Here is a 23,498-nt window from a genome sequence, read left to right as displayed (position 1 = left end):
CCTGCCGTGCTCCCCAACAGGGTCGGGGGCAGATCGTTACGGGCCTACCGTTTTTCCCCGGGGGGTGTTTATCTGGCCGAAAGCCACCGAGAGAGCGGACACCGCCATGGCCGACCAGAAACGTCTCCCACCGTCCCCGCCCCCGGCCGAAGACGTGCCGCGCTGGACCGACGTCTATTTCCAGCGGACCCGGGCCATCGTGGAGCGGTTCGGCGACGCCAACGTGACCTATGCCGTCTTCATGCGCCGCCCGGTGGTCTTCGCCCCGCGCCTTGCCCTGGAGTGGCTCCTCGATACCGGTGCCGCCCGCGGCTTCACGCCGGACATCCAGCAGAACTATGAGGAGGGCAAGTGGGTCGGCGCGGGTGAGCCGATGATGTGGATCTCAGGCCCCTTCTCCCGGCTGGTGGAGTTGGAGACCTTGTTCCTGATGAAGCTGGGCCCTGCCTGTGTGGCCGCATACAACGCCTACATGATGACCGCGGGCCTGCCCAAGGTGGCCTTCCTGGCCATGGATGCCCGCCACTGCGCCGGCACCGAGATGGCTGAGCTGATGGCCTACGCCGCCTCCGTCGGTTCCGCCCGCGCCCGGCGCAAGGACGGCGCCGTGGGTTTCGTCGGCAACGCCACCGACGCCACGGCACACCATTTTGGCAAGCCCCGCGGCCTGGGCACCATGCCCCACGCCTTGATCGGCTATGCCGGCTCTACCCTGCGGGCCGCGGAGATGTACCGGGAGACCTTCCCGGACGAGCCCATGACCGTGCTCTGCGATTATTTCGGCCGGGAGGTCAGCGACAGCCTGGAAGTCTGCCGCCGGTTTCCCGACCTGGCGGCGGCGGGAGACCTATCCTTCCGCCTGGACACGCCCGGCGGCCGTTTCGTGGAGGGGTTGGACCCGCCGCAGAGCTATGCCGTGCTGGAACGCCGCGCCCCGGCCTGCCTGCGCGGTTATCGGGACGAAGGCGAACTCCGCCACCTGATCGGCCCCGGCGTCTCTGCCGCCGCCATCCACTGGATGCGGGAAAGGCTGGATGAGGCGGGTTTCCCAAAGGCCAAGATCGTCGCCAGCAGCGGCTTCAACCCGGAAAAGTGCCGCGTGATGGCCGATGCCCTTGCCCCCATCGACGTGGTGGGAACCGGCAGCTACCTGCCGGACAAATGGTCGGAGACCTACGCCACCGCCGACATCGTCGAATATGACGGTGTAAGGCGGGTCAAGGTTGGGCGGGAGTTCCTGATGCGGAAGGCGCCATAGCCGGCGCGCGGCGCCGCGACCTTCGAATTCGAAAGTCGCATCTGCGGAAGGGGGACGGGCAGTTCCCCGCCCCTCACCGGATCAGATGCTCACCGGCCCCAGTTCTTCGGGTCCAGCAGGTTGGTGTTGTCCGGCTTGCGGACGTCCAACAGCTCCACCGTGAACAGGAGGGTCGCCCCCGGAGGGATGTCGTCGCCAGCCCCCTTGGGGCCATAGCCCAGGTCGGACGGGATGGCAAACTGCCACTTCTCCCCCACCCGCATCATGGAGATGCCCTCCTGCCAGCCACGGATCAGGCGGTTCAGGGGGAAGGTGGCCGGCTGGCCCCGCTTGTAGCTGCTGTCGAACTCCTTCCCGTCGATCAGCGTGCCGCGGTAGTGGACGGTCACGATGTCGGTCAGGGCCGGGCGGACGGCGGCGGGATTGGTGGCGCGCTGGTCAATCTTGAACTGGAGCCCGCTGGGCGTGACCTGCCAACCCGGCTGCTTGGCATTCTGGGCCAGGTACTGGCGCTGCGGGTCGGGTGTGGGCTGCGCGGCTTCCGGCGGCGTCGATGGCGCCTGCTGGGCCATGGCGATCAGGCCGGCGGGCGGCATGGCCAGCAGGGTGGCGATCAGGACAAGGGTACGGGTCTTCATCAGGGGGCCACTCCGGCGGCGACATCAGGCAACTGGGGCTGCATCTAGCAACCCCAACATGGCAAGTCGAGGGCGGTCATTCCCGGGTCCAATTCTCCACCCATTGGGTGCTGTGGTACTGATGGCCCGTGGGCTCCAGCCCCTTGAGCCATTTGGGCATGAAGAAGACCTGGGACCGGAACCAGAGCGGCAAAGCCGGCAGGTCCTCCGCATACAGGTCCTGGAAGCGGCGCCACAGGGCCGCGTTCTCCTCGGGCTGGCAGACATTCTCCATCTTCACCAGCAAATCGTCCATCTCCGGCACGCTGTAACCACCGTAATTCTGGCCGGACCAGCCATTCTGCTCCGTGGGGATGTAGGTGGTCTGGAGCACCGTCTCCGGCACGTCGTTGGGGCTGCTCTGCCAAGTGAACATGGTCAGGCCACCGAAGGTGCGCTTTCGCAGGAACTCCCCGAACATGACCCGGGTGGTGACGGTGCGCAGCTCGGTGGCGATGCCAACCCGGCGCCACATGTCCTGCACCACCTGCTGCAACAGCTCCAGCGTCCGGTCCGACGCCGCGGCCAGCAACTCCAGCTTCAGTTGCCGCCCCTGCGAATCGTAGCGCCAGCCGTCGGGCCGCAGGGTCCACCCGGCCTCATCCAACAGGGCCGCCGCCTTGGCCGGGTCGTAGGCGTAGCGGTAGACGCCCTCGTGGAAGACCTGGTTCAGCGGGTTGATGTGCGTGTCGGCCACCAGCCCCTTGCCATAGAACAGCTCATCCACGATCAGGCCGCGGTCCATGGCATACATCAGGGCTTGGCGCACCCGGCGGTCCTTCAGGGCCGGGTGGTCGTGCCGCAGGTCCATGTGGAAGTAGGACAGGCTGGGCTTCCAGACCACGTTCATCCGGTCACCCACCCGCCGCTCCAACTGGGCACCCTGCACCACGTTGAAGCCCACCTCCCCCGCCACCATGTCCACGCCGCCCGCCACCAGGGTCTGCTCCAGGGCGGTGTTGTTCTCCACCGACTTGACGACGATCTGGTCGAAGGCCGGCGGATTGCCCTTCCAGGTGGGATTGCGCTCGAACACGACGAAGGCGCCGCGGGTCATGCGCACGGGCCTGTAGGGCCCGAACCAGAGGCCGGGGTTCAGGGTGTCCGTGTCGTACAGGTTCCGCTTCAGATACTCCCCCGGGTTGGCACGGAAGACCGGGCCCTCCAGATGCTCCGGCAGCAGGCGGAAGTCGTTGATCTGGTTGTAGTCGCAGACATATTTCCGGTGCAGGACGAAGGTCTTCTCATCCTCCACCTCGATGCCGGCGATGTCCTGCTGGTACAGGCGGGAATTGCTGAAGCCGGACTGGGCGTTCTTCCCCACCTCCAGGGCAAAGGCAGCGTCCCGGGCGGTCACCGGCTTGCCGTCACCCCAGGTGGCGTCCGGGTCGATGCGGAACCGGACCTTGATGCCGGGCGAGCCGTCCGGCAGGGGCGCCATCCAGGCGTTGCCGTTCTCGACGGTCGGCAACTCGACACAGAGCAGGCAGGTGAGCTTCCAGTCCTTGTCGAAGGTGGTGAACGGCCGGTAGGCCATCCACAGCATGTAGGATTTGGCCGCCTGGGCTTCGATGTTGGGATGGAAATTGCCGGGGAAGCTGGTGATGCCGATGGTCAGGGTGGCTGCGCCCTCGCCCGCCGGCACATCCGCCGCCCCTGACGGCAGGGGCCCGAACAGGGCCGCCGCCAAGGTCAGGCCCGCCAACAGCCATCGCCGCGCCATGAGCCTTCCTCCCGTCGCCAAGCCCCGATTCCCCATGGCGCTCCCGAACTGGTGGACATTCGGCCGCGCCGGCAGATCCCCGGCATGGCGCGCTTGGAGCCGCAGCCACAGGGCGCGTTCACCCGCAGCAGCGCACACCGTTCCTACATTGTCCGGCAGCCGGTCCATCCATGGGTTGTTATAGCCCAGGTAATCCTACCCGGCAAAGCCGTTGGTCGGGCTTGGCACCTGGCTGGGGTTCGGGAGGCGGGTGTCGGACAAGGCCCGAGCATCCAAGCCTCAGGCATCCAGTACATCACCGCTTAGCGGAATCAGCCTTGCACTGACCCCCGCAACCCGCGGGGGAGAATTCACGGCTTACCCGGAGTCGCGGGCGGCGCCGGCACACGGTCCGGCAGGGTGCCCATGTCCATTAGGCGCACGCCGGCGGGCAGTTCGAACAACGCCGGGTCCTGGCGTCCGCGCTTCACCTCGCGCAACTCCATGCGCACGGCGACGGGTTCGCCGCCGTCGGTGGCCGTGCCCTCCACCTTGGCATAGATGCCGTCCTCCGTGGACCAGACATGGCCGTCAAACCCACCGCCCTCAGCGAAGACGTCCTGCACCCGGTACTTCACCGTATCCAGTCCCGCCACCTTCTCCTTACCCGCCGGCTCCCCTTCCAGGGTGGCGAGCGCGGAGGGGTCGATGCCGATCTCCGGGTCCATGGGGGTCAGCTCCATGGCCATGCCCGATTCCGGCTGGACCACCCAGGCCTTGGCCTTGTCCGGGCGGAGCAGCAGCAGGTTGGCCAGTCCGTCCACCGTGGTCTCCCTCCGCTCCTTGCCGCGGGAATGGGCCAGCTTGGCCTCCGTCTTCGCGCTGTTCACCACCAGTGTCTGCACCGCCGCATATTCCGCCCTCAGCGGTGGCAGCTTGGCAGCCAGGGCGGGTGACGCCAGCGACAGGGCGGCGGCGGACAGGATCAGGGGCAGGCGCATGGGACGGGTCCGTGGGGGCTTGGGATGGGGCCGGACCCTAGCCGCCAAGCCGCCCGCCCGCAACCGCAAGGCCGGGGTGGGACGCGCCGTCCCACCCCGCGAGCCTATCTCCGGATCAACCCTGGCCCGTGTGGTCCACCGGCTTCAGTGCCGTCACCGCCGGCCCGGCGATGACGGTGCCGTCGGGGGTGAAGCGGCTGCCGTGGCAGGGGCAATCCCAGCTGCGCTCCAGCTCGTTCCAATGCACGGTGCAGCCCAGGTGGGTGCAGGTCGCCGAGACCCGGGTGAAGGTGCCGTCCTCCCCGCGATAGACCGCCACCTTGGTGCCGCCCTCCCGCATCACCGCGCCGTGGCCGACGGGGATGGCGGCCTCGCTGCTGGCCTCGCTGGGACCGAGGTGGCCCTTGGCGTATTCCCGGGCCACGTCCAGGTTCTCAGTCAGGTATTCCGTCAGGTGCTTGGTGGGCTTGCGCGACGGGTCGTACAGGCCCGCCCAGGCATTGGGACGGTGCTGCAGCAGGTCGGTCAGCAGCATGCCGGCGATGGTGCCATGGGTGGTGCCCTGGCCGCTGTCGCCGGTGGCGATCAGGATGTTGGCGGTGTTGGCCGGGTCGCGCCCGATGAAGGCCAGCCCGTCAAAGGGCTCGTACACCTGCCCGGACCAGCGGTGGGTCACCTGGCCCGCCATGGGGAAGTGCTTGCGGGCCCAGTCCTCCAGCCGCAGGAAGCGCTGCTCCATGTCATGGGCCTCACCCACCTTGTGGTCCTCACCGCCCACGATCAGGTTGTCTTCCGCGCCCTGGTCCTGGGCGGCTTGCAGCCGGACATAATGGTAGACGTCCCGCGTGTCCCACCACAGGGCCGGCTCGACGGACCCTTTGGGCACCGCCAGACAGACCACATAGGTCCGGTACGGCGCCTGCTTGGTGTGCATCTTCACCTTGTCGACGATGGGGGAGTTGGTGGCGACGACGCAGTTGTCGGCCCGCATCGTCCGCCCGTCGGCCAGGGTGATGGTGGCCCACTGGCCACCCTCGATGCCCGTCACGTGCTGGCCGGAGAAGATCTTGCCACCCAGCCTCTCGATGGCCTGCGCCACTCCCACCACATAGCGTTGCGGGTCGAACTGGGCCTGGTCGGGGAAGCGCAGCGCCGGGCCGCGATACCCCTCGCCCAGCCGGAAATCCTCCACCCATTCGGTGTCGCCCAGCCCAGCCCGATGGCAGGCATCCAGTTCCTTGCGCAGGTAGTCGGGACCGTCGTTGGGGCCCAGGAACAGGTAGGCGTCCAGGCGGCGGTAGTCGCACTGGATGCCCTCGGCCTGGGCGATGCGGCCCACCATGTCGCGGGCGGCGACATAGCTCTCGGCGATCAGCCGGGCGCCCTCCTCCCCGTGCTGCTCCTCCAGGAACTGGTAGTCATCGTCGCTGTAGGTGGCCAGGTGGGCGGTGCTGCGGCTGGTCTCCCCGCCGCCCACCGGACCCTTGTCCAGCACCCAGACCTGCCGTCCCTCCCGCGCCAACAAGTAGGCGGTGGTCAGGCCGGAGATGCCGGCGCCGACCACCACCACGTCGATGGGGGTATCCTGATGGCTGAGGAAGTCCGGCGGCGCGAAAGCGGCGGCGGACGCCATGTCCAGGCCGGATTCGTGGGGCGGCGGGTCCACCTCCGGCATGGAGCGGGGCCCCTCCGGCAGGGGTGCCGTGTCCATCCACAGGCTCTTGGTGACGCCGGTACCCCTATACGCCTCGGCCATGTCCAGCCTCCGTCCCGATCCGTTCCATCCGCGGCACGGGAACAGGTCCCTCCCCCGTAAGTTCCGGTCTTGGCGGGCCCGCCCGATATGGCAGAGTGCCCGCGGCGGGCTTGACACTTATGCTCATCCTGAGCATAGGCTTGATATGCTCGCAATGAGTATAAGGGCCCCAGCCCTCGTGGAGATTCCGATGACCGACAGCCTGACCATCGCCCTTGCCCAGGTGAACCCCACGGTGGGCGCCCTGCCCGCCAACGGGGAGCTGATCCGACGCGCAAGGGCGGAGGCCGCGGCCCGCGGCGCCGACCTGGTGGTGTTCCCGGAACTGTCGGTCTGCGGCTATCCGCCGGAGGACCTGGTGCTCAAGCCCTTCTTCATGGACCGGGTGGAAGCGCTGGTACAGGCCCTGGCGGCAGAGACGGCGGACGGTGGCCCGGGCCTGCTGGTGGGCGCCCCCTGGCGGGTGGACGGCAAGCGCCACAACGCCGCCCTGCTGCTGGACGGCGGTGCCGTCGCTGCCGTGCGGGTGAAGCACGACCTGCCCAATTACGGCCCCTTCGATGAGAAGCGCGTCTTCTCCCCCGGCCCGCTGCCGGGGCCGGTGAACTTCCGGGGCGTGCGGTTGGGTGTCATGGTCTGCGAGGACATGTGGACACCGGACGTGGCGGAGACGTTGGCCGAGACGGGGGCGGAGATCCTGGTCGTCCCCAATGGCAGCCCGTTCGAGCGCAACAAGGCTGACACCCGCCTGAACCTGGCCGTGGCGAGGGTGACGGAGACGGGCCTTCCCTTGGTCTATCTGAACCAGGTGGGCGGCCAGGATGAGCTGGTGTTCGACGGGGCGAGCTTCGTGCTGAACGCCGACCGCTCGGTGGCGGCCCAGTTGCCCGCCTTCCGGGAGCATGTGGCCATCACCCACTGGCAGCGCGCTGGCGATGGCTGGGTGGCCAGCTCCAGCGAGTTCACCCCACCCCCGGGGGATGAGGAGGCGACCTACCAGGCCATGGTGCTGGGCCTGCGGGACTATGTGGAGAAGAACCGCTTCGCCGGAGTGATCCTGGGCATGTCAGGCGGAGTCGACTCCGCCATCTCCGCCACGGTGGCGGTGGACGCGCTGGGGGCGGACCGGGTGCACTGCGTGATGATGCCCAGCCCCTACACCAGCCGGGAAAGCCTGGAGGACGCGGCGGAGTGCGCGGAGCTGATCGGTGCCCGGATCGACTCCATCGCCATCGAGCCGGCGATGAAGGCCTATGAATCCATGCTGGCCCCCTTCTTCGCCGGCCGCGACCCGGACATCACGGAGGAAAACCTGCAAAGCCGGGCCCGCGGCATGACGCTGATGGCGCTGTCCAACAAGTTCGGCGCCATGGTCCTGTCCACCGGCAACAAGTCGGAGATGTCGGTGGGCTACGCCACCCTCTATGGCGACATGTGCGGCGGCTATTCGGTCCTGAAGGACGTGTACAAGACCATGGTCTATCGCCTGTGCCGCTGGCGGAACGACAACCTGCCCACCGGCGCCCGAGGCCCCGCCGGCCGGGTGATCCCGGAGCGAATCCTGACCAAGGCCCCCACGGCGGAGCTGAAGCCGAACCAGACCGACCAGGACACCCTGCCGCCCTATGACGAGCTGGACGACATCCTGGAGTGCCTGGTGGAGAACGACCTCTCCATCGCGGAGATCGTCGCCCGCGGCCACGGGCGGGAAACGGTGGAGCGGGTCTGGCGCATGCTGGACCGGGCCGAGTACAAGCGCCGCCAAGCGCCCCCAGGCGTCAAGGTCACCCGCCGCAGCTTCGGCAAGGACCGCCGCTACCCCATCACCTCGGGCTTCCTGTCCCTGGCCAAGGAGGGGTGACGCGGAACTGGCCCGCAAGACCCGTGTCAGCGGGGCAAGAAAGGGGAATGAAGTGCGCCAAACGCTTCGCCCGTCTTGACAAGCCCCTGCCCTGCCGACCAAAGTGCCGGCCTGCAAGCCGTTCGGAAGGGGTACGGGACGACCGGTGGGAACCTCCGGTTAACCCTCTTCTGAGATAAGGTCTGCACCGGCCGCGGTGGGCCGGGCTGATCCGTGCAAACTGTCCAGGTGGGGGCTCCCGCGTGTCCGTGACCAATCTCCAGGTGCTGGTTGTCGATGATTACGCGACGATGCGGCGCATCATCAGGAACCTGCTCACCCAGATCGGCTTCACCAAGATCGAGGAAGCCGGTGACGGTGCCGACGCGCTGGCCAAGCTGCGCGCGGGGAGCTTCGGGCTGGTGATCTCCGACTGGAACATGGAGCCGATGACCGGCCTCCAACTCCTGAAGGAGGTCCGGGCCGACATCCGCCTGAAGGCCATGCCCTTCATCATGGTCACCGCCGAGTCGAAGACGGAGAACGTCATCGCGGCGAAGGAAGCCGGCGTGAACAACTACATCGTGAAGCCGTTCAACGCCGACACCCTGAAGAAGAAGATCGAGAGCGTCCTCGGCGCCATCGGCTGAGCACCAGGGTAGAATTGTGTCGGACCTGATCGCCGACCTTTCCGACCTCGAGTACGAGCAGATCGAGGACGCGCTGCTGTCCAGCGCCCGGGGCCGTGCCTTCCTGCGCATGCGGGACCGGCGGCACCGGGTGGTGGCGGTGGATGATGTCCGCCGCCTGTTCCGGGAACATCGGGACAACCCCGACCCGGACTCGAAGCTGCACATCAAGATCCTGCGGCGGGAGTTGCAGGAGCTTTCCTCCCACATCGCCCAGACCCGGCGGGAGATTGCCTCCCTCAAGCCGGACGATCCCTCCGCCAACCGTATCCTGATGGCGACGGAGGAGTTGGACGCCATCCTGGAGGCGACGGAGCGCGCCACCACGGAGATCCTGGGCGGTGCCGAGCGGATCCAGTCCGTGGCCGACCGGCTGCGCCTGCCCCATCCCGACCTGGCCGCTACCCTGGACAACGAGGTGACGGAGATCATGATGTCCTGCAGCTTCCAGGACATCACCGGGCAGCGCATGACCAAGGTGGTGAACACGCTGCGCTACATCGAGCGGCGGGTCCACGCCATGATCTCCATTTGGGGTGACCTGGACCCGGTGGAGGCCTCGTCCGACGAGGGGCCGCAGGACACCCGCCCCGACGCCCACCTGATCCATGGCCCCGGCGCCAAGGGCGGCATCAACCAGGATGCCATCGACATGCTGCTGGCCGGTGCTGCCGCCTCCGTCCAGGCCAGCGCCGACCCGCTGACGGCCACCCCGCCCGCCACCGCACCCAAGCCCGCGGAGCCCGCGCCGGAGCCGGAGGACGACAAGCCTGCCGCCGCTACCCTCAGCCAGTCAGCCGTGGACGACCTGTTCCCGTAACCCCCTAGGTCGGGGTGAGGCATCAACCGAACCCCGACTGCACGGCCTTATGCCATTTCATGTCGGGGTTCCCGTTGGTCACCCCGACCTACTTCACCCGCACCCCACCCTTCACCACAGCCTCCGCCCGCTCCAGCACGGAGATGTCGGCCAACGGGTCACCCTTTACGGCCAGGATGTCGGCGTAGCGGCCCACCGCCAGGGCGCCCACCTCCTCCTCCGCGCCCAGCGCTTTGGCGGCGTTCACCGTGGCAGCCTGGATGGCCTGCAACGGGGTCATGCCGAACTTGACCATGCGGCTGAACTGCTTGGCGTTCTCCCCATGGGGATAGATGCCGGCGTCGCTGCCGAAGACGATGTTCACCCCGGCCTTCACGGCGCGTCCGAAGTTTTCCCGCTGGATGCGGCCGGTCAGGCGCTCCTTCTCCAGGCTTTCCGGCAGGATGCCCGCCTTCTCCCCCTCACCCAGGATGTATTCGGTGTTGTAGATGTCCATGGACAGCCAGGTGCCTCGCTCCTTGGCCAGGCGCAGGCCCTCGTCGTCGATGAAGCTGGCATGCTCGATGGTGTCGAAGCCGGCGCGGATGGCCGCCTTCACCCCGTTCACCCCGTGGGCATGGGCGGCGGTGCGAAGGCCCAGTCGCTTGGCCTCCTCCACGATGGCTCTCAGCTCCTCATCCGAAAGCTGCTGCGCGCCCACGGCCGTGCCCTTGGACATGACGCCGCCGGTGGCGCAGACCTTGACCAGGGTGGCGCCGTACTTGTGGTTCTCCCGCACCTTCTGGGTGACGCCCCAGGGCCCGTCGGCCACGCCGTCGCCCTTGGCCTGGAATCGGGGCGGCAGCAGGTTGTTGTCGCAGTGCCCGCCGGTGGCCCCGATGGACGGGCCAGAGACCCAGAGCCGCGGCCCCGGCACCCGCCCCTGGTCGATGGCCTTCTTCAGCGCCACGTCGGCATAGCCACCGGCCCCCACGTTGCGGGCCGTGGTGAATCCGGCTTTCAGGGTGCGCTCAGCATGCACCACGCCGTTGATGGCCTCATCGACCGGGCTCTGTTCCAGGCGGCGGAAACCGTGCATGTCGTGCCGCCCGGTCAGGTGTACATGCATGTCGATCAGGCCGGGCAGGATGGTCAGCCCGGCCAGGTTCACGATCTCCGTGTCCGCCGGCGCGGCGAGTTGGCCCTGGGTGCCGACCTCAACGATTCGCCCATCCCGCACCAGCAGGGCAGGCTTCTCCAGATAGCGCCCTGCCTGCACGTCCAGCATGCGATCGGCGGTCACCATCACCGTCTGCGCCCCGGCCGGCAGGGCGCCCAGGGTCAGGGCGGTGGCAAGCAGGGCGGCGCGCATGAGGGTCCCCTCGGTTCGTGTCCTTGGAAGCCGTAGGGGAACACGCGCTGTGGGGTCAAGCGAAGAACGGCGTCTAGGGGATTGCGATCATTGGATTGCTAGCGCAGCGATATCGGCCCCACCCGAGCCTCGCCGCTTCCCCCGCGAAGGCGGGGGTCCACAGTTTTTCGGCCACGGTGAAAGTGCAGGCTGGGTCAAGAACTGTAGACCCCCGCCTTCGCGGGGGAGGCAGGACATCGGGGATTCGATGATGGGGTGAGCGCCCCCCCCTTACTCCGCCGCCACCCGCACCTTCGGCTGCAAGGCCCGGGCCTTCTTCAGCTGCTCTGCCAGCAGGAAGGCCAGTTCGAGCGACTGGCTGGCGTTCAGGCGGGGGTCGCAGGCCGTGTCATAAGCGTCGGCCAATCCAGCCTCGGTGATGCCCACGGCCCCGCCGGTGCACTCCGTCACGTTCCGGCCGGTCAGCTCGAAATGCACGCCGCCGGGGTGGGCACCCTCCGCCCGGCAGACATCCATGAAGCTGCCCACCTCACCCAGGATGTGGTTGAAGGGCCGGGTCTTGAAGCCGGAGCTGCTCTTCACCGTATTGCCGTGCATGGGATCGCTGGACCAGACGACATTTCGCCCCTCCCGCAGCACCTTGCGCAGCAGCGGCGGGAACTTGGCCTCCACCTGATCATGGCCCATGCGCACGATCAGGGTCAGACGGCCCGGCTCGTCCTCCGGGTTCAGCACGTCGATCAGCCGGATCAGGTCGTCCGGGTCCATGGACGGGCCGCACTTCAGGCCGATGGGGTTCTTTACCCCGCGCAGGAACTCCACATGGGCGCCGTCAAGCTGGCGGGTCCGGTCGCCGATCCACAGCATGTGGGCCGACACGTCGTAGCGGTCGCCCGTGGTGCTGTCGATGCGGGTCAGCGCCTGCTCATAGGGCAGCAGCAGCGCCTCATGGCTGGTGAACAGCTCCGTCTCGCGCAGTTGAGGTGTCGTCTCCCCGGTGATGCCGCAGGCGGCCATGAACTCCAGCGTCTCATCCAGCCGGTCGGCCAGGTCGCGGTACCGCTCCCCCGCCGGGCTCTTCTCCACGAAGTCCAGGGTCCAGGCATGGACCTTGTGCAGGTCGGCATAGCCGCCCTGGGCGAAGGCGCGCAGGAGGTTCAGGGTGGCGGCGGACTGGTTGTACGCCTGCACCATCCGCTCCGGGTCGGGCACCCGCGCCTCCGGCGTCGTCTCCGGGCCGTTGATGATGTCGCCGCGGTAGCTGGGCAGCTCCACCCCGCCCACCATTTCCGTGTCGGCGCTGCGGGGCTTGGCGAACTGGCCGGCCATGCGGGCCACCTTCACCACGGGCGTGGCCCCGCCGAAGGTCAGCACCACGGCCATCTGCAGCAGCACGCGGAAGGTGTCGCGGATGTTGTTGGGGTGGAACTCGGCAAAGCTCTCGGCGCAGTCCCCGCCCTGGAGCAGGAACGCCTCCCCCTTCACCACCTTGGCCAGCGCGGACTTCAGTCGCCGCGCCTCCCCGGCGAAGACCAGGGGCGGGTAGTTGGACAGCCGTTCCTCCACCGCCTTCAGCTTGGCCTCATCCGGGTATCGGGGCATCTGCCGCACCGGCTTGAAGCGCCAGCTGTCCGGCGACCAGCGGCCAGACGCGAGGGCGGCGTTCGATTCCGTCGGCATGATAGACCCCATTGCTCCAAATACTTCTGATCCAACCCCTGCCGCGGCGCGGCATCGGGGGACGACCGTTCTACCGGAAGCGCCTTGGTATTTTCCAGTCCGGAACACCTGCGTTTTGCGCAATCTTCGTACGCAAATAGCTTACCTGTGTCCCAGGCGCCCTTCTATACTGCTGGGGTCGACCGCCACCGATTGCCAGGGCCAAATCCCCCTTGTCCACGCATAGCTCGACTGCCGCCGATGTGGCGGCCCCTGCTCCGGCCGCTGACACCGCCAGGAAGGCCGCCGGCTGGCGCGACGTGCTGCGGGCGCTGCGGCAGCCGCGGGTGCTGGTCATGCTGCTGCTGGGGTTCAGCTCCGGCCTTCCCTTCATGCTCACCGGCAACACGCTGGGCTTCTGGCTGCGGGAAGGCGGGACGGACCTGGCCACCATCGGCTTCCTGTCCTGGGTCGGCCTTGCCTATTCGCTGAAGTTTCTTTGGGCCCCCTTTGTGGACAAGGTGGATGCGCCCATTTTCGGCCGGTTCCTGGGCCGGCGGCGGGGCTGGATGGCCCTGTCGCAGGTGCTGGTCGCCGCTGGCCTGTTCGGCATGGCGGCCACGGGGCCAGGGGCGGGACTGGGCTTGTTGGCGACGTTTGCCCTGGTGGCGGCATTCGCCTCCTCCACCCAGGACGTGGTGGTGGACGCTTGGCGGATCGAGGCGGCGGCCAGCCCGGATGAGACGGGGCTGCTCTCCGCCGCATACCAGTTGGGCTACCGGGCAGCGTTGATCGCCACGGACGCGCTGATCCTGATCCTGGCGGCCCAGGTGGGCTGGGCCACCTCCTACGCCGCCGCCGGTGCCGCCATGGCCATCGGCTTGGGCGCCACGCTGCTGGCGCACGAACCCACCCGTGTCGTCCTTGCCGCCAAGCTGGGTGCGGCGCCGTTGTGGAGCGGCCGGGGGTTGCTGGATGCCGTCTGGGGCCCGTTCGAGGCGTTCTTCCGCACACATGGGGCCATGGCCCTGCTGATGCTGGCGGCCATCAGCCTGTACCGCCTGCCGGACTTCCTGATGGGCCCCATGGCAAACCCGCTCTATGTGGATGTGGGGCTGACGAAGGAAGTGGTGGGCTCCGTCCGCGCCACCGCCGGCCTCTGGGCCTCCGTCGCCGGCGTGGCGCTGGGCGGGATCTGCGCCGTGCGGCTGGGCTTCCGCAAGACGTTGGTGCTGGGCGCCATCCTGGGCCCCGGGTCCAACCTGGCCTTCAGCGTCCTGGCCCTGTCGGGGCCGGACCTGCCCATCTTCACCGCGGTCATGGTGGTGGACAATGTGGCGACGGGGTTCGCGGGCACGGCCCTGATCGCCTACATGTCCAGCCTGACCAGCCTGGGCTACACAGCCACGCAATACGCCTTGCTCAGCTCCTTCTATACGCTGCTGGGCAAGTTCCTAAAGGGCTTCTCCGGCGGGATCGTGGAGGGGTTGGGGGCCGCCTATCCCACCATGACGGCCTATGCCCTGTTCTTCGCCGGCACCGCCCTGATGGGCCTGCCGGCCTTGCTGCTATGTATCCTGCTGGCCCGGCGGCAGCCCAAGGATTAGCCGCCCCGGCAGGGGCAGAAGCATACCCCGGGCTGGTCCGGCACCGGGATGGGGCTGAACCCCTCTGTCACCACCGGCCCGCGCCCGCCTGGAAAGGCTGGGCTGGAAGCCCCACCGCCGGCCAGCCCGGGATTGCTGCCGCCGCCCGGGACATTCGCCCGTCCAGGACCCTTGCCGCTCCCGGCCTCTGCCGGGAAGGACCCGGCCGACGGACCGACGGGCGAATAGGCACCCTGCCCGCCAGGCCCGACATCTGCCCCGCTTCCGTTATAGCCAGGCTGACCGGCCATCCCCGCCCCACCACCGGTCACCTGTTGCCCCGGGTGTTCCCCGAACAGGTCGTTCCACAGGCCGCCGACGACGCCGGCAAGCCCGCCCTGTGCGGCGATCGCTTCACCTCCGCCGGAGCCCGTGGCCTGCGTCCCACCGCCCTGCGCGATACCGACTGGTCCCGCACCGTTCCCGGGACGGGGAGAACCGCCGCTTGCTGTTCCTGGCTGCGCTCCTGACGGGCCCGCCGCGCTGGGGCCCACATTCGTACCACCCGCTCCAGGGCTGGAGGCTGCGCCGCCGGCGGGACCGGGACGCCCGGCACTTGCCGTCGCCTCCGATCCGGGCACCGTCCGGCCCGCCGTAGTGCCCTCGGTTCCCTGTGCCCGACCATAAGCCTCCCCGGCCGCAACGCCGCCCGCAATGGCGCTTCCCGCCCCGCCCTGGCTGCCGCTCGCGGTTCCTGGCCGCGCCGGGTTACCCGGCTGCCCGACTGCCCCGGGCTGCGAGATGCCCACCGCACCGTTATTGGCGCGGAGGTCGGTACCTGCCACCGCACCCCCCGGCGCGGCTGGACGCGTCTCCGATGGGGTAGATTGTCCAATGGTATCCGGGGGCGGAAGGGCTGCGACCTGGGTCTCGGCCGGGCCCAAATCCACCGTGCTGCGGCCGCCGGCCGTCACCACCTCCCCACCCGCCAGCACCAGTTGGGTCGGCACGCCCAGCGCGCCCGAGACGGCCTGGGTCACCCGCTGGAGGTCCAGGGGACGATCGGCATGGATCACGGGGTCTTCGATGACCGCCTTAACCACCACCCCGCCGGCGAGGAGAGAGGCCAGGGCATCCACCCCCACATAGGCCGTGCCTGCGACCAGGGCCGGCGGTCCCCCGGGCCCATCGGACAGGGCGAGGTTCCGCACCACCAGCCGGGGCGGGAAGCCGATGACCGAGTCGGGGCTGGCCTGCACCCGCACGCCGGGCAGGTTGGCGTTGTTCACCGCCGCCAGGAGGGTCTTCGCCCGGCCCGGCCAGTCCACCGCATAGGGCAGCGCGAACAGCAGCAGCAAGGCTGCCATCAGCAGGAACAAGGCGAGCCGGAACAGCCAGCGCAGGGGGGCGAGGAGGATGCCGAGCATGGGATGGACCGACCGGAAGGGGTATTCCGGCGGAGCCTACAGCCTTGACCCCGCTCCCGCCACGGCCGGGGACAGCCAGCCATGGCAGCCCGCCGCTTGTCTCAGCCGGCAGGACCGACGGTTCCGCCACCAAATCGTCCCGCAGCCGCAACCCTGGACAGCAGGGCTGGCCCGCCCCATGCTCCCCGGCATAGGACCCCGTCACAGCCCCCCCGGCGATGAGCGAACCATCCGGCCCCATCCCCTTCGAGTTCCAATGGCTGAACGCCGAGGGTAAGCGAACCGTCCTGACCTGCTGGGCCGCAACCCAACGGGAAGCGGAGGAGTCGGCCCGCCGCGCCGGCTGGCCGGGCCATGATGGCACCCGGCTGGGCCAGTATCGCGCCTGGTTGAAGGAGGCGGTGGCCGGGGATGTGCCCCTTCCGCCGCCCTCCGACGGAAGCCGTCACCGCAGTGCTTGACAGGCCGGATCGATTTCACTACATCACCGGCCTCACCGGGCTGCGGCCCGGCCCTGGGGCACCGTAGCTCAGGGGTAGAGCAGGGGACTCATAAGCCCTTGGTCGGGTGTTCAAATCACCCCGGTGCTACCAATCGGACAGAAGGGCGCCTCGCCGGCATGGCGATGGCGCCCTTCTTGTTTCCGGGCTGCCCCCGCCGCCCTGCCCCCGCCCCGCCGCATGGGCTATCCGCTTCCCTGCCCCGCTGCCATGCCCCTAAGCTGGCGCGAAAGGATGATGGGAGGATACCAGTGCGAATCACCGACCCGGCGGAACTGGACCGCCTCTATGGCCGGCCCGGCGCGGCTTCCGTCCTCAAGGTGGCCGACCACCTGACCCCGGCCTATCGGGATTGGCTGGAAGCCTCCCCATTCTATGTGCTGGCCACCCGCGGGCCGCAGGGCTTGGACTGCAGCCCCAGGGGAGACCGTCTGGGGGAACTGGCTCGGGTGGCGGACGAACGCACCCTGCTGCTGCCAGACAGGCGGGGCAACAACCGAATCGACAGCCTGCGCAACATCCTGCACGACCCGCAGGTGGGCCTGATCTTCCTGACTCCCGGAATCGGGGAAGCCCTGCGTGTCAATGGCACGGCGGAGATCCTGGCCGACGAGGCCCTGAACGCCACCTTCGCCGTGGATGGCAAGGCACCCAAGGTGGTCGTCAGGGTCAGCATCCGCAGCGTCTATTTCCAGTGCGCCCGCGCGGTGGCCCGCTCCGGCCTGTGGGACCCGGCCACTTTCCGGGCACTCGGCACCCTCCCGACCGCGGGCGTCATGTTGGCCGAGGCCAGCGCCGGCCGGGAGGGGGGTGCTGCCTATGACGCGGCATTGGCTGAACGGCAGCGGCAGACGATGTACTAGGACACCGCCCCGCCAGCCTTCAGTCGCACCGACACCGGGCAATGGTCGGAAAGGGCCTTCTGCAACGCCCGGTCCGTCTCCGCATAGGTCAGCACGGCGAAGCTGTCCTGGACCAAGTGCTTCGGGGCGTCGTTGCCCAGGACGATATGGTCGATGAAGTCAGGGTACTGGCCGCCCCAGCAGGTGGACTTCTTGCCCTCCGTCACCCGGACCAGGGGCGTCGGCCCGTCGTCCAGGGCCGCCCAAAGCGGGTCGCCGGCGGGGAAGCGGCGGTTGAAGTCGCCCAGCACGGCAAAGGCCACGCCTTCCTTCTGGCGGGCGTCGATCCAGGCGTCCAGGAACGGGATCTGCTGCTGGAGCTGGTCACAGGCCTCCCCCGACCGGCCCGGGGTGAAGCAGCCGCTCTTCAGGTGTACGGCCAGCAGCCGCAGGTCGCCGCCGGCCAGGTGCAGGGTCACGTCCACGCCCCGGCGCAGGGAGCGCTTCTGCCCGGCCAAGACATCCAGCTCCGCCAAATCGGGGTTGCGGGTGAACTTGATGCCTTTCGAGATCGCGAAACCGGGGCGCTGGTAGTCCCCCTCCTCGCTCATCACCACGGTGTAGCGCTTGCGGTCGAAAATCTTCGCCGCGGTCTCTGCCCCGTCCACCTCCTGCATGGCCACAACGTCGGCACCGAGTTGGCCCACATAGCCCTTCAGCCGGGCATAATCCGCGGCCGTGCGCTGGTAGATGGCCCGGTTCGGGTCCCGGTTGTCCGCGTTGATCTCCGCCGTCCGGTCGGTCAGCCAACCGATGTTCCAAGTGGCGAGCTTCACCTCCGCCGGACCGCCCGGCCCTTGGCTCGCGCAGGCGGTGAGGAACAGGCTGGTCACTGCAATCAAAGCGAACTTACGCACGGGCGACTCCCTTTGGTAGAGGGCCGCACTATGCCTCGCGAGGCAACTACATACAATCGAGCGCAGATGAGGGTTTTGTGTCTGACCAAGGGGACGGAAAGGCTGCCGCTCGACATGCCATGACACCTCAAGGGTTGCCGGACTACGACGCCGACCGTCGCACGAATCCTCCCTCACCCGGCAATTCAGGAAATACCGGTCAAACCCTTGGTATAATTAGAGATCAAGCCCGCGAGGCCGTGCCGCTGATCCAGCCACCGCCCAGCAGCCGGTCGCCCTGGTAGAAGACGGCGGCCTGCCCCGGGCTGACGCCGTACTGGGGCTGCTCCAACTCCACCCGCGCTGTGCCGTCGCCATGCAACAGCACGGTGGCCGGGCTCGCCGGCTGGGCGCTGCGCAGCTTGACCGCCACCGGCAGGGGCACGCCCACGGCGTCGGGGCCCAGCCAGTTGACCTCCTTCACCAGCACGACGTCGCGCGCCAATGCCGTGCGCGGCCCGACGACGACACGGTGCTTCTCCGGCTCCAGCCGGACGACGTAGAGGGGGTCCAGCTCCTCCCCCTCCGCCGTCTTGCGGCCACCGATGCCCAGGCCCTTGCGCTGGCCGACGGTATAGTTGATGACGCCCTGGTGCCGGCCCATGACGCGGCCATCCACATGCACGATCTCCCCCGGCTCGATGGCCCCGGGGCGGAGCTTCTGCACGATGGCGGCATAGCCGCCGGTGGGGACAAAGCAGATGTCCTGGCTGTCGGGCTTGTCCGCCACGGGCAGTCCCAGCCGGTCCGCAATGGCCCGCGTCTCCGCCTTCGGCTTATCGCCCAGGGGAAAGCGCAGATAGTCGAGCTGCTCCTGCGTCGTCGCAAACAGGAAGTAGCTCTGGTCCCGGCTGGAATCCGCACCGCGCAGCATGTGGGCGCCGGACACCCCGCCTTCCCGTCGGACATAGTGGCCGGTGGCTAGGCAGTCGGCGCCAAGGTCCTGGGCCTGGGCCAGCAGGTCCTTGAACTTGACCGTCTGGTTGCAACGGACGCAGGGGATCGGCGTTTCCCCCCGCAGGTAGCTGTCGGCGAAATCCTCGATCACCGACTGGCGGAACCGGCTCTCATAATCCAGGACATAATGAGGAATATCAATGGCATCGGCGACGCGCTTCGCGTCATAGATGTCCTGTCCGGCGCAGCAGGCGCCCTTCTTGCCCACGGTCATGCCGTGGTCATAGAGCTGCAACGTGATCCCCACCACGTCATAGCCTTCCTGGCGCAGGATCGCCGCGGTGACGGACGAGTCCACGCCACCGGACATGGCGACCACCACGCGGGTGTCGCCGGGAGCCTTGTCGAAGCCGAGCGAGTTCATGGGGGCGGAATATAGGGACTGCCGCCTGTTCCACAATCGCCGCCGGCGCGGGGCCCGGCTATGCTGGGCACATGACGGCGCCAAGCCGCATTTGGGAGGGGGAAACGCATGGACAGCATCCAGGGCAAGTTCGTCGAGGCGAACGGCATCCGCATCCATTACCTGGAGCTTGGCGAGGGGCCGCCGGTCCTGCTCTGCCATGGCTGGCCAGAGCTGGCCTATAGCTGGCGGCGGCAGATGAAGCCCCTGGCCCAGGCGGGCTACCGGGTGGTGGCGCCGGACATGCGCGGCTTCGGCCTGACCGACGCGCCGGACGACCTCTACGCCTATGGCATGCTGCACAAGGTGGGCGACATGGTGGCCCTGGTGGGCGCGCTGGGGGCCGACAGCGCCGTGGTGGTGGGCCATGACTGGGGCGCGCCCGTCGCCTGGCACTGCGCCCTCTACCGGCCGGACCTGTTCCGTGGCGTGGCCGGCCTGTCCGTGCCCTACAGCCCCCGCGGCAGCCAGAGCCTGCCCAGCCTGTTGGGCAAAATGGGCCTGACCCGTTTCTATATGATGTACTTCCAGGAGCCCGGCGTGGCGGAGGCGGACCTGGAGCGCGATCCCTATCAGGTGCAGCGCCGACTGCTGGTGGGCGCCTCCGGCTATGGCGTGAAGCATGGCAAGAGCTGGCCTGCCATCATCCCGCCGGGCATGGGCCTGCTGGACGCGTCCCCCGAAGCCGACACCCTGCCCGACTGGCTGAGCGAGGAAGACCTGGACACCTATGGAAAGACTTACGCCAGAACGGGTTACCGGGGTGGGCTGAACTGGTACCGCAACATGGACCGCGACTGGGAGCTGAACGCCCCCTGGGCCGGCGCCCCATCACCATCCCCGCCTGCTTCATCGCCGGCTCCCTGGACGGCGTGATCCGCATGCCCGGCATGGACAAGGCCGTGGACAACCTGCCGAAGACCTGCCGCGACTTCCGTGGCACCACCCTGGTGGAGGGCGCGGGCCACTGGGTGCAACAGGAAGCCCCGGAGGAGGTGAACGCGGCTTTGCTGAGCTTCCTCAAGGGATTGTAAGGACAAGCTGCTGGTCGAGCTGAGCCTGAGCCACGCTCGACCTTGCCAATGACAGCCCCTTTCCGGCACGCCTTTCCTTGGTCAGCCGGGCTTGTGCGGCTCGATCAAGTCCCACCTGTTCCCGTACAAGTCCTCGAACACGGCAACGGTCCCATACCCCTCCTGCCGGGGCGCCTCCAGGAAGCGCACGCCTGCCGCTGCCAAGCGGGCATGGTCGCGGGCGAAATCGTCGGTGTGGAGGAAAAGGAAGACGCGGCCGCCGGACTGGTTGCCGATGGCGGCCTGCTGCTCCGGCGTGGTGGCGCGGGCCAGCAGCAGGCCGGTGCCGTCCGAGCCCGGCGGGGTGACCACTACCCAGCGTTTGCCCTGGCCGAGGTCGGTGTCCACCACGAGGGCGAAGCCGAGGGAGCGGGTGTACCAGTCGATCGCCTCGTCATAATCACGGACCAGCAGGCTGACCAGGGCTAGGCGCAGTGGCATGGCGGGTCAGGCAGCACCACCGAAGTCGAAACCGGCCCCCTCCACCGCCTTGCGCACGGCGGACTCCTCCAGGGGGCCTTCCACGCTGACGGTACCGGCCTTAAGGTCGACCAAGGCGCGGGCGCCTGGGGCCTGCTGGGTGATGGCGTTGGACACGGCGTTGGCGCAGCCCTGGCAAGTCATGCCGGTCACGCGATAGGTCTGGCTCATCAGGGTCCTCTCATCTAGCTCCCCGCCCAACAGCTCAACTGGCCGGCGGTTGCGCCCGGATGGTGGCGGTCAGCGGCACCAGTTGGAACCCCTTGGCCGACAGGGTCGGCAGCCAGCGTTCCAGGGCGGCCACGGTCACGTCGTGCGGGTGGCCGATGGCGATTGCCGTGCCCTTTGTCCGGGCAACGGCCTCCACCTTGGCCAGGGCCGCCTCCACCGCGGCGGGCGTCATCTCATGGTCCAGGAAAACGTCGCGGGATGCCAGCGGCACATGGTAGCGGGGCGCCAGCTCCGGCGCCTTGGTCTGGGCCGTGGTGCGGCTGTCCAGGAACAGCAGCCCGCGGGACGACAGTTCCGCCATGACCACCGCCATGCCGGCCGTGTTGGCGGTGAAACGGCTGCCCATGTGATTGTTGATGCCCACATAGCCGTCGAAGGCGGCCAGGTTGCGGGCGATGCGGGCCTTGATCTCTGCCGCGGGCAGCTTGGTCAGAATGGCGTCGCGGCCGGGGTCGCCCTTGCCGTCCGGCTCCATGGGCATGTGGACGATCAGTTCATGCCCGTTGCGCCGTGCAGCGGCGGCCTGGTGCGGCAAATCCCGGGCATAGGGCAGCCAAGCCAGGGTCAGCGGGCCCGGCAGGGCGGCGGCACGGTCACTGCGCTTCCGGTCCGGGCCCATGTCGTCGATGACGATGACGATGCGGGGCCGGCCATCCTGGGCCGGGGCAGGCACGGCGTTGCGCTTCCAGAGCGGCGTCCCGGCCGGGGGCGGTACCGGCGGGGGCAGCATGGCCGTCTGGGTGGGTACCTGTCTCGCAGGCTCGGGCGCGGGCGGGGCTGGCGTGGGCGCCACCGGTGCAGGCTCAGGCACGGTGCGGACCTGGGGAACAGTCGGGGCCTCCCGCGGCAGGGTCGGGGCATCCTCCCCCAACTCGGCCAACTCTTCCTCCCCTGCCTCCGGTTGGGCGGGCGCCACGGCGGTGTAGCCGGGCGCTTCCCTCGAGCCGTCGCCATAGACGTTCGCCAGCAGCACCACGAAGGCGGCAAAGCCCAGCAGCGCCGCCAGGGACTGCAGGGTGCGACGGTCCAGGTGGGCGAGCAACCCTTGCGACCGGGCCTTGCCACGGGAGCGGCTGCCGGCGCGGGACGGGGCGGCCTTGGCGCGGGGGCGCTTGGCCGGGGGACGGCGGGTCTCGGTCATTGATGGTCTGGGGTGGCGTGGCACGGGCCGCCTGACGCGGCGAGGCTGTCCAGGATAGGGCAATCCGGCCGGTCACCGCCGTGACACTGTGAGACCAGGTCGGTCAGGGTACGCCGAAGGGATTGCAGGTCGGCAAGGCGCTGGTCGACCTCCGCCAAGTGCGCCTCCGCCAACCGCTTCACCTCCGCCGCCGAGCGGTCCCTGTCCTGCCAGAGCGCCAGCAGCCCGGCCACCTCCTTCACCGAGAAGCCCAAGGAGCGGGCGCGGCTGATGAAACGCAGGGCCTGCACGTCCTGCTCGTCATAATCCCGGTATCCGTTCCCAGCCCGCCCGGCCGAGGGTATCAGGCCGATCTCCTCATAATACCGGATGGTCTTGGCCGGGACGCCGGAGCGTTCCGCGGCGGTGCCGATCTTCATCGGGGGGCCCTCTCCAATTCGCGGCCAGTCCTGCCTCAATCCCAACGCAGCCGCAACCGCGGCGCGGGCGCGGATGGCTGGAAATCGGGGGCCGCGGGCGCTACGTTAGCCTTCCCGTAAGGATTTGGGCGCGCCATGCTGCTGCTGATCGACAATTACGACAGTTTCACCTGGAACCTCGTGCATTACCTGGGTGAGATGGGCGCCCATGTGGAGGTGCGCCGCAACGACGCCCTGGCCCCGGAGGAGGCGCTGGCTCTGAAGCCGGAGGCCATCGTCCTGTCCCCCGGCCCCTGCGACCCGGACAAGGCCGGCATTTGCCTGCCCCTGATCGCCGCGGCGGCCGAACGGCGTATTCCCCTGCTGGGCGTCTGCCTGGGCCACCAAGCCATCGGTCAGGCCTTCGGGGGCAAGGTGGTGCGGGCGCCGGAGCCCATGCACGGCAAGGTGAGCGAGGTGCGGCATGCCGGCACCGGCCTGTTCCAGGGCCTGCCCAGCCCGTTCAAGGCCACCCGCTACCATTCCCTGATCGTGGAGCGGGCTACCCTGCCCGCCTGCCTGGAAGTGACGGCGGAGCTGCCGGACGGGATGATCATGGCCCTCCAGCACCGCGACCTGCCCATCCACGGGGTGCAGTTCCACCCGGAAAGCATCGCGTCGGAGCATGGGCACAAGCTGCTGGGCAACTTCCTGCGCTTGTCCCGCGGGCCCACGGCCAAGGCCGCCTGAG

At 68.6% G+C, this 23,498-nt stretch carries 22 protein-coding genes and 1 tRNA gene; 10 read left to right on the top strand and 13 right to left on the bottom strand.

Annotation, left to right across the window (positions count from 1 at the left end; all coding sequences use genetic code 11):
* Nucleotides 1-106: 106 nt before the first annotated feature.
* A complete protein-coding gene (locus HHL28_RS06640) occupies nucleotides 107-1,258 on the top strand; it encodes a beta/alpha barrel domain-containing protein (RefSeq protein ID WP_075769456.1) in 1,152 nt (383 codons plus the stop codon).
* An 89-nt stretch (nucleotides 1,259-1,347) separates the two neighbouring features.
* On the opposite strand, the gene HHL28_RS06635 is transcribed toward HHL28_RS06640, so the two are convergent.
* From HHL28_RS06635 to HHL28_RS06620, 4 genes are all read right to left on the bottom strand, one after another.
* Nucleotides 1,348-1,896, bottom strand: a complete 549-nt coding sequence (locus HHL28_RS06635; protein ID WP_075769455.1) for an FKBP-type peptidyl-prolyl cis-trans isomerase — start codon at nucleotides 1,894-1,896, stop codon at nucleotides 1,348-1,350.
* Nucleotides 1,897-1,972: 76 nt separating this feature from the next.
* Entirely contained in the window at nucleotides 1,973-3,658 is a 1,686-nt protein-coding gene (locus tag HHL28_RS06630; protein ID WP_075769454.1) for a peptide ABC transporter substrate-binding protein, read from the bottom strand.
* Nucleotides 3,659-4,008: 350 nt separating this feature from the next.
* Nucleotides 4,009-4,638 (bottom strand): hypothetical protein, encoded by a 630-nt coding sequence (locus HHL28_RS06625; RefSeq protein WP_075769453.1) that lies wholly within the window; start codon nucleotides 4,636-4,638, stop codon nucleotides 4,009-4,011.
* 115 nt (nucleotides 4,639-4,753) lie between these two features.
* Complete coding sequence (locus tag HHL28_RS06620; protein WP_083698837.1) at nucleotides 4,754-6,394, bottom strand: FAD-dependent oxidoreductase; 1,641 nt, start codon at nucleotides 6,392-6,394, stop codon at nucleotides 4,754-4,756.
* A gap of 190 nt (nucleotides 6,395-6,584) precedes the next feature.
* Between HHL28_RS06620 and HHL28_RS06615 the strand changes: the two genes are divergently transcribed.
* The 3 genes from HHL28_RS06615 (at nucleotide 6,585) to HHL28_RS06605 (ending at nucleotide 9,743) form a co-directional block, all read left to right on the top strand.
* The gene (locus tag HHL28_RS06615; RefSeq protein WP_075769452.1) at nucleotides 6,585-8,255 is read left to right on the top strand and encodes an NAD+ synthase; all 1,671 of its coding nucleotides are present in this window, start codon (nucleotides 6,585-6,587) and stop codon (nucleotides 8,253-8,255) included.
* A gap of 290 nt (nucleotides 8,256-8,545) precedes the next feature.
* Nucleotides 8,546-8,884 carry a response regulator gene (locus HHL28_RS06610; protein ID WP_404326884.1) on the top strand — a complete coding sequence of 113 codons (339 nt, stop codon included), beginning with the start codon at nucleotides 8,546-8,548 and terminating at the stop codon, nucleotides 8,882-8,884.
* Between the two features lie 16 nt (nucleotides 8,885-8,900).
* Nucleotides 8,901-9,743, top strand: coding sequence for a protein phosphatase CheZ (locus tag HHL28_RS06605; RefSeq protein ID WP_075769450.1), 843 nt, complete (start codon nucleotides 8,901-8,903; stop codon nucleotides 9,741-9,743).
* A gap of 88 nt (nucleotides 9,744-9,831) precedes the next feature.
* Here HHL28_RS06605 and HHL28_RS06600 read toward each other — a convergent pair whose 3' ends face one another.
* On the bottom strand, nucleotides 9,832-11,094 hold the full coding sequence (locus HHL28_RS06600; RefSeq protein WP_075769449.1) for a Xaa-Pro dipeptidase: 1,263 nt from the start codon (nucleotides 11,092-11,094) through the stop codon (nucleotides 9,832-9,834).
* A gap of 270 nt (nucleotides 11,095-11,364) precedes the next feature.
* Nucleotides 11,365-12,774: a class II 3-deoxy-7-phosphoheptulonate synthase gene (locus HHL28_RS06595; RefSeq protein WP_075769448.1), complete on the bottom strand. Its 1,410-nt coding sequence runs from the start codon at nucleotides 12,772-12,774 to the stop codon at nucleotides 11,365-11,367.
* Nucleotides 12,775-12,986: 212 nt separating this feature from the next.
* Between HHL28_RS06595 and HHL28_RS06590 the strand changes: the two genes are divergently transcribed.
* Nucleotides 12,987-14,360 (top strand): AmpG family muropeptide MFS transporter, encoded by a 1,374-nt coding sequence (locus HHL28_RS06590; RefSeq protein ID WP_404326677.1) that lies wholly within the window; start codon nucleotides 12,987-12,989, stop codon nucleotides 14,358-14,360.
* On the opposite strand, the gene HHL28_RS06585 is transcribed toward HHL28_RS06590, so the two are convergent.
* Nucleotides 14,357-15,766, bottom strand: a complete 1,410-nt coding sequence (locus HHL28_RS06585) for a hypothetical protein (RefSeq protein WP_169654886.1) — start codon at nucleotides 15,764-15,766, stop codon at nucleotides 14,357-14,359. The two genes, HHL28_RS06590 and HHL28_RS06585, sit on opposite strands and share 4 nt — an antisense overlap.
* Before the next feature lie 518 nt (nucleotides 15,767-16,284).
* On the opposite strand from HHL28_RS06585, the gene HHL28_RS06580 reads away from it, so the two are divergent.
* Together HHL28_RS06580 and HHL28_RS06575 are read left to right on the top strand one after the other, a co-directional pair.
* Nucleotides 16,285-16,359, top strand: a tRNA-Met gene (locus HHL28_RS06580).
* Nucleotides 16,360-16,517: 158 nt separating this feature from the next.
* Complete coding sequence (locus tag HHL28_RS06575) at nucleotides 16,518-17,129, top strand: MSMEG_1061 family FMN-dependent PPOX-type flavoprotein (protein WP_075769444.1); 612 nt, start codon at nucleotides 16,518-16,520, stop codon at nucleotides 17,127-17,129.
* On the opposite strand, the gene HHL28_RS06570 is transcribed toward HHL28_RS06575, so the two are convergent.
* Together HHL28_RS06570 and mnmA are read right to left on the bottom strand one after the other, a co-directional pair.
* Nucleotides 17,126-18,025, bottom strand: a complete 900-nt coding sequence (locus HHL28_RS06570; protein WP_404326674.1) for an endonuclease/exonuclease/phosphatase family protein — start codon at nucleotides 18,023-18,025, stop codon at nucleotides 17,126-17,128. The genes HHL28_RS06575 and HHL28_RS06570 overlap by 4 nt on opposite strands.
* Before the next feature lie 223 nt (nucleotides 18,026-18,248).
* Complete coding sequence (mnmA, locus tag HHL28_RS06565) at nucleotides 18,249-19,385, bottom strand: tRNA 2-thiouridine(34) synthase MnmA (protein WP_075769443.1); 1,137 nt, start codon at nucleotides 19,383-19,385, stop codon at nucleotides 18,249-18,251.
* Nucleotides 19,386-19,493: 108 nt separating this feature from the next.
* Here mnmA and HHL28_RS06560 point away from each other — a divergent pair, with 108 nt between their 5' ends.
* Together HHL28_RS06560 and HHL28_RS18410 are read left to right on the top strand one after the other, a co-directional pair.
* On the top strand, nucleotides 19,494-20,300 hold the full coding sequence (locus HHL28_RS06560) for an alpha/beta fold hydrolase (RefSeq protein WP_404326672.1): 807 nt from the start codon (nucleotides 19,494-19,496) through the stop codon (nucleotides 20,298-20,300).
* The gene (locus HHL28_RS18410) at nucleotides 20,297-20,458 is read left to right on the top strand and encodes an alpha/beta fold hydrolase (protein WP_404326670.1); all 162 of its coding nucleotides are present in this window, start codon (nucleotides 20,297-20,299) and stop codon (nucleotides 20,456-20,458) included. Before HHL28_RS06560 ends, HHL28_RS18410 begins: the two co-directional genes overlap by 4 nt.
* 81 nt (nucleotides 20,459-20,539) lie before the next feature.
* Here the strand turns inward: HHL28_RS18410 and HHL28_RS06555 are convergent, their stop codons facing one another.
* The 4 genes from HHL28_RS06555 to cueR are packed head-to-tail and all read right to left on the bottom strand — an operon-like array spanning nucleotide 20,540 to nucleotide 22,768.
* Nucleotides 20,540-20,938 carry a VOC family protein gene (locus tag HHL28_RS06555; protein WP_075769441.1) on the bottom strand — a complete coding sequence of 133 codons (399 nt, stop codon included), beginning with the start codon at nucleotides 20,936-20,938 and terminating at the stop codon, nucleotides 20,540-20,542.
* Between the two features lie 6 nt (nucleotides 20,939-20,944).
* A complete protein-coding gene (locus HHL28_RS06550) occupies nucleotides 20,945-21,148 on the bottom strand; it encodes a heavy-metal-associated domain-containing protein (RefSeq protein ID WP_075769440.1) in 204 nt (67 codons plus the stop codon).
* Between the two features lie 34 nt (nucleotides 21,149-21,182).
* Entirely contained in the window at nucleotides 21,183-22,349 is a 1,167-nt protein-coding gene (locus tag HHL28_RS06545) for a divergent polysaccharide deacetylase family protein (RefSeq protein WP_075769439.1), read from the bottom strand.
* Nucleotides 22,346-22,768 carry a Cu(I)-responsive transcriptional regulator gene (gene cueR / locus HHL28_RS06540; RefSeq protein ID WP_075769438.1) on the bottom strand — a complete coding sequence of 141 codons (423 nt, stop codon included), beginning with the start codon at nucleotides 22,766-22,768 and terminating at the stop codon, nucleotides 22,346-22,348. Before cueR ends, HHL28_RS06545 begins: the two co-directional genes overlap by 4 nt.
* Nucleotides 22,769-22,903: 135 nt before the next feature.
* Between cueR and HHL28_RS06535 the strand changes: the two genes are divergently transcribed.
* Nucleotides 22,904-23,497 carry an anthranilate synthase component II gene (locus HHL28_RS06535; RefSeq protein WP_075769437.1) on the top strand — a complete coding sequence of 198 codons (594 nt, stop codon included), beginning with the start codon at nucleotides 22,904-22,906 and terminating at the stop codon, nucleotides 23,495-23,497.
* Nucleotide 23,498: the final 1 nt, after the last annotated feature.

Origin of the sequence: Aerophototrophica crusticola (assembly GCF_012913305.1) — a bacterium.
Classification (GTDB): Bacteria; Pseudomonadota; Alphaproteobacteria; order Azospirillales; family Azospirillaceae; genus Niveispirillum; species Niveispirillum crusticola.
The sequence above is the reverse complement of the archived record's forward strand: the minus strand, read 5'-3'. Positions and strand labels throughout refer to the sequence as shown.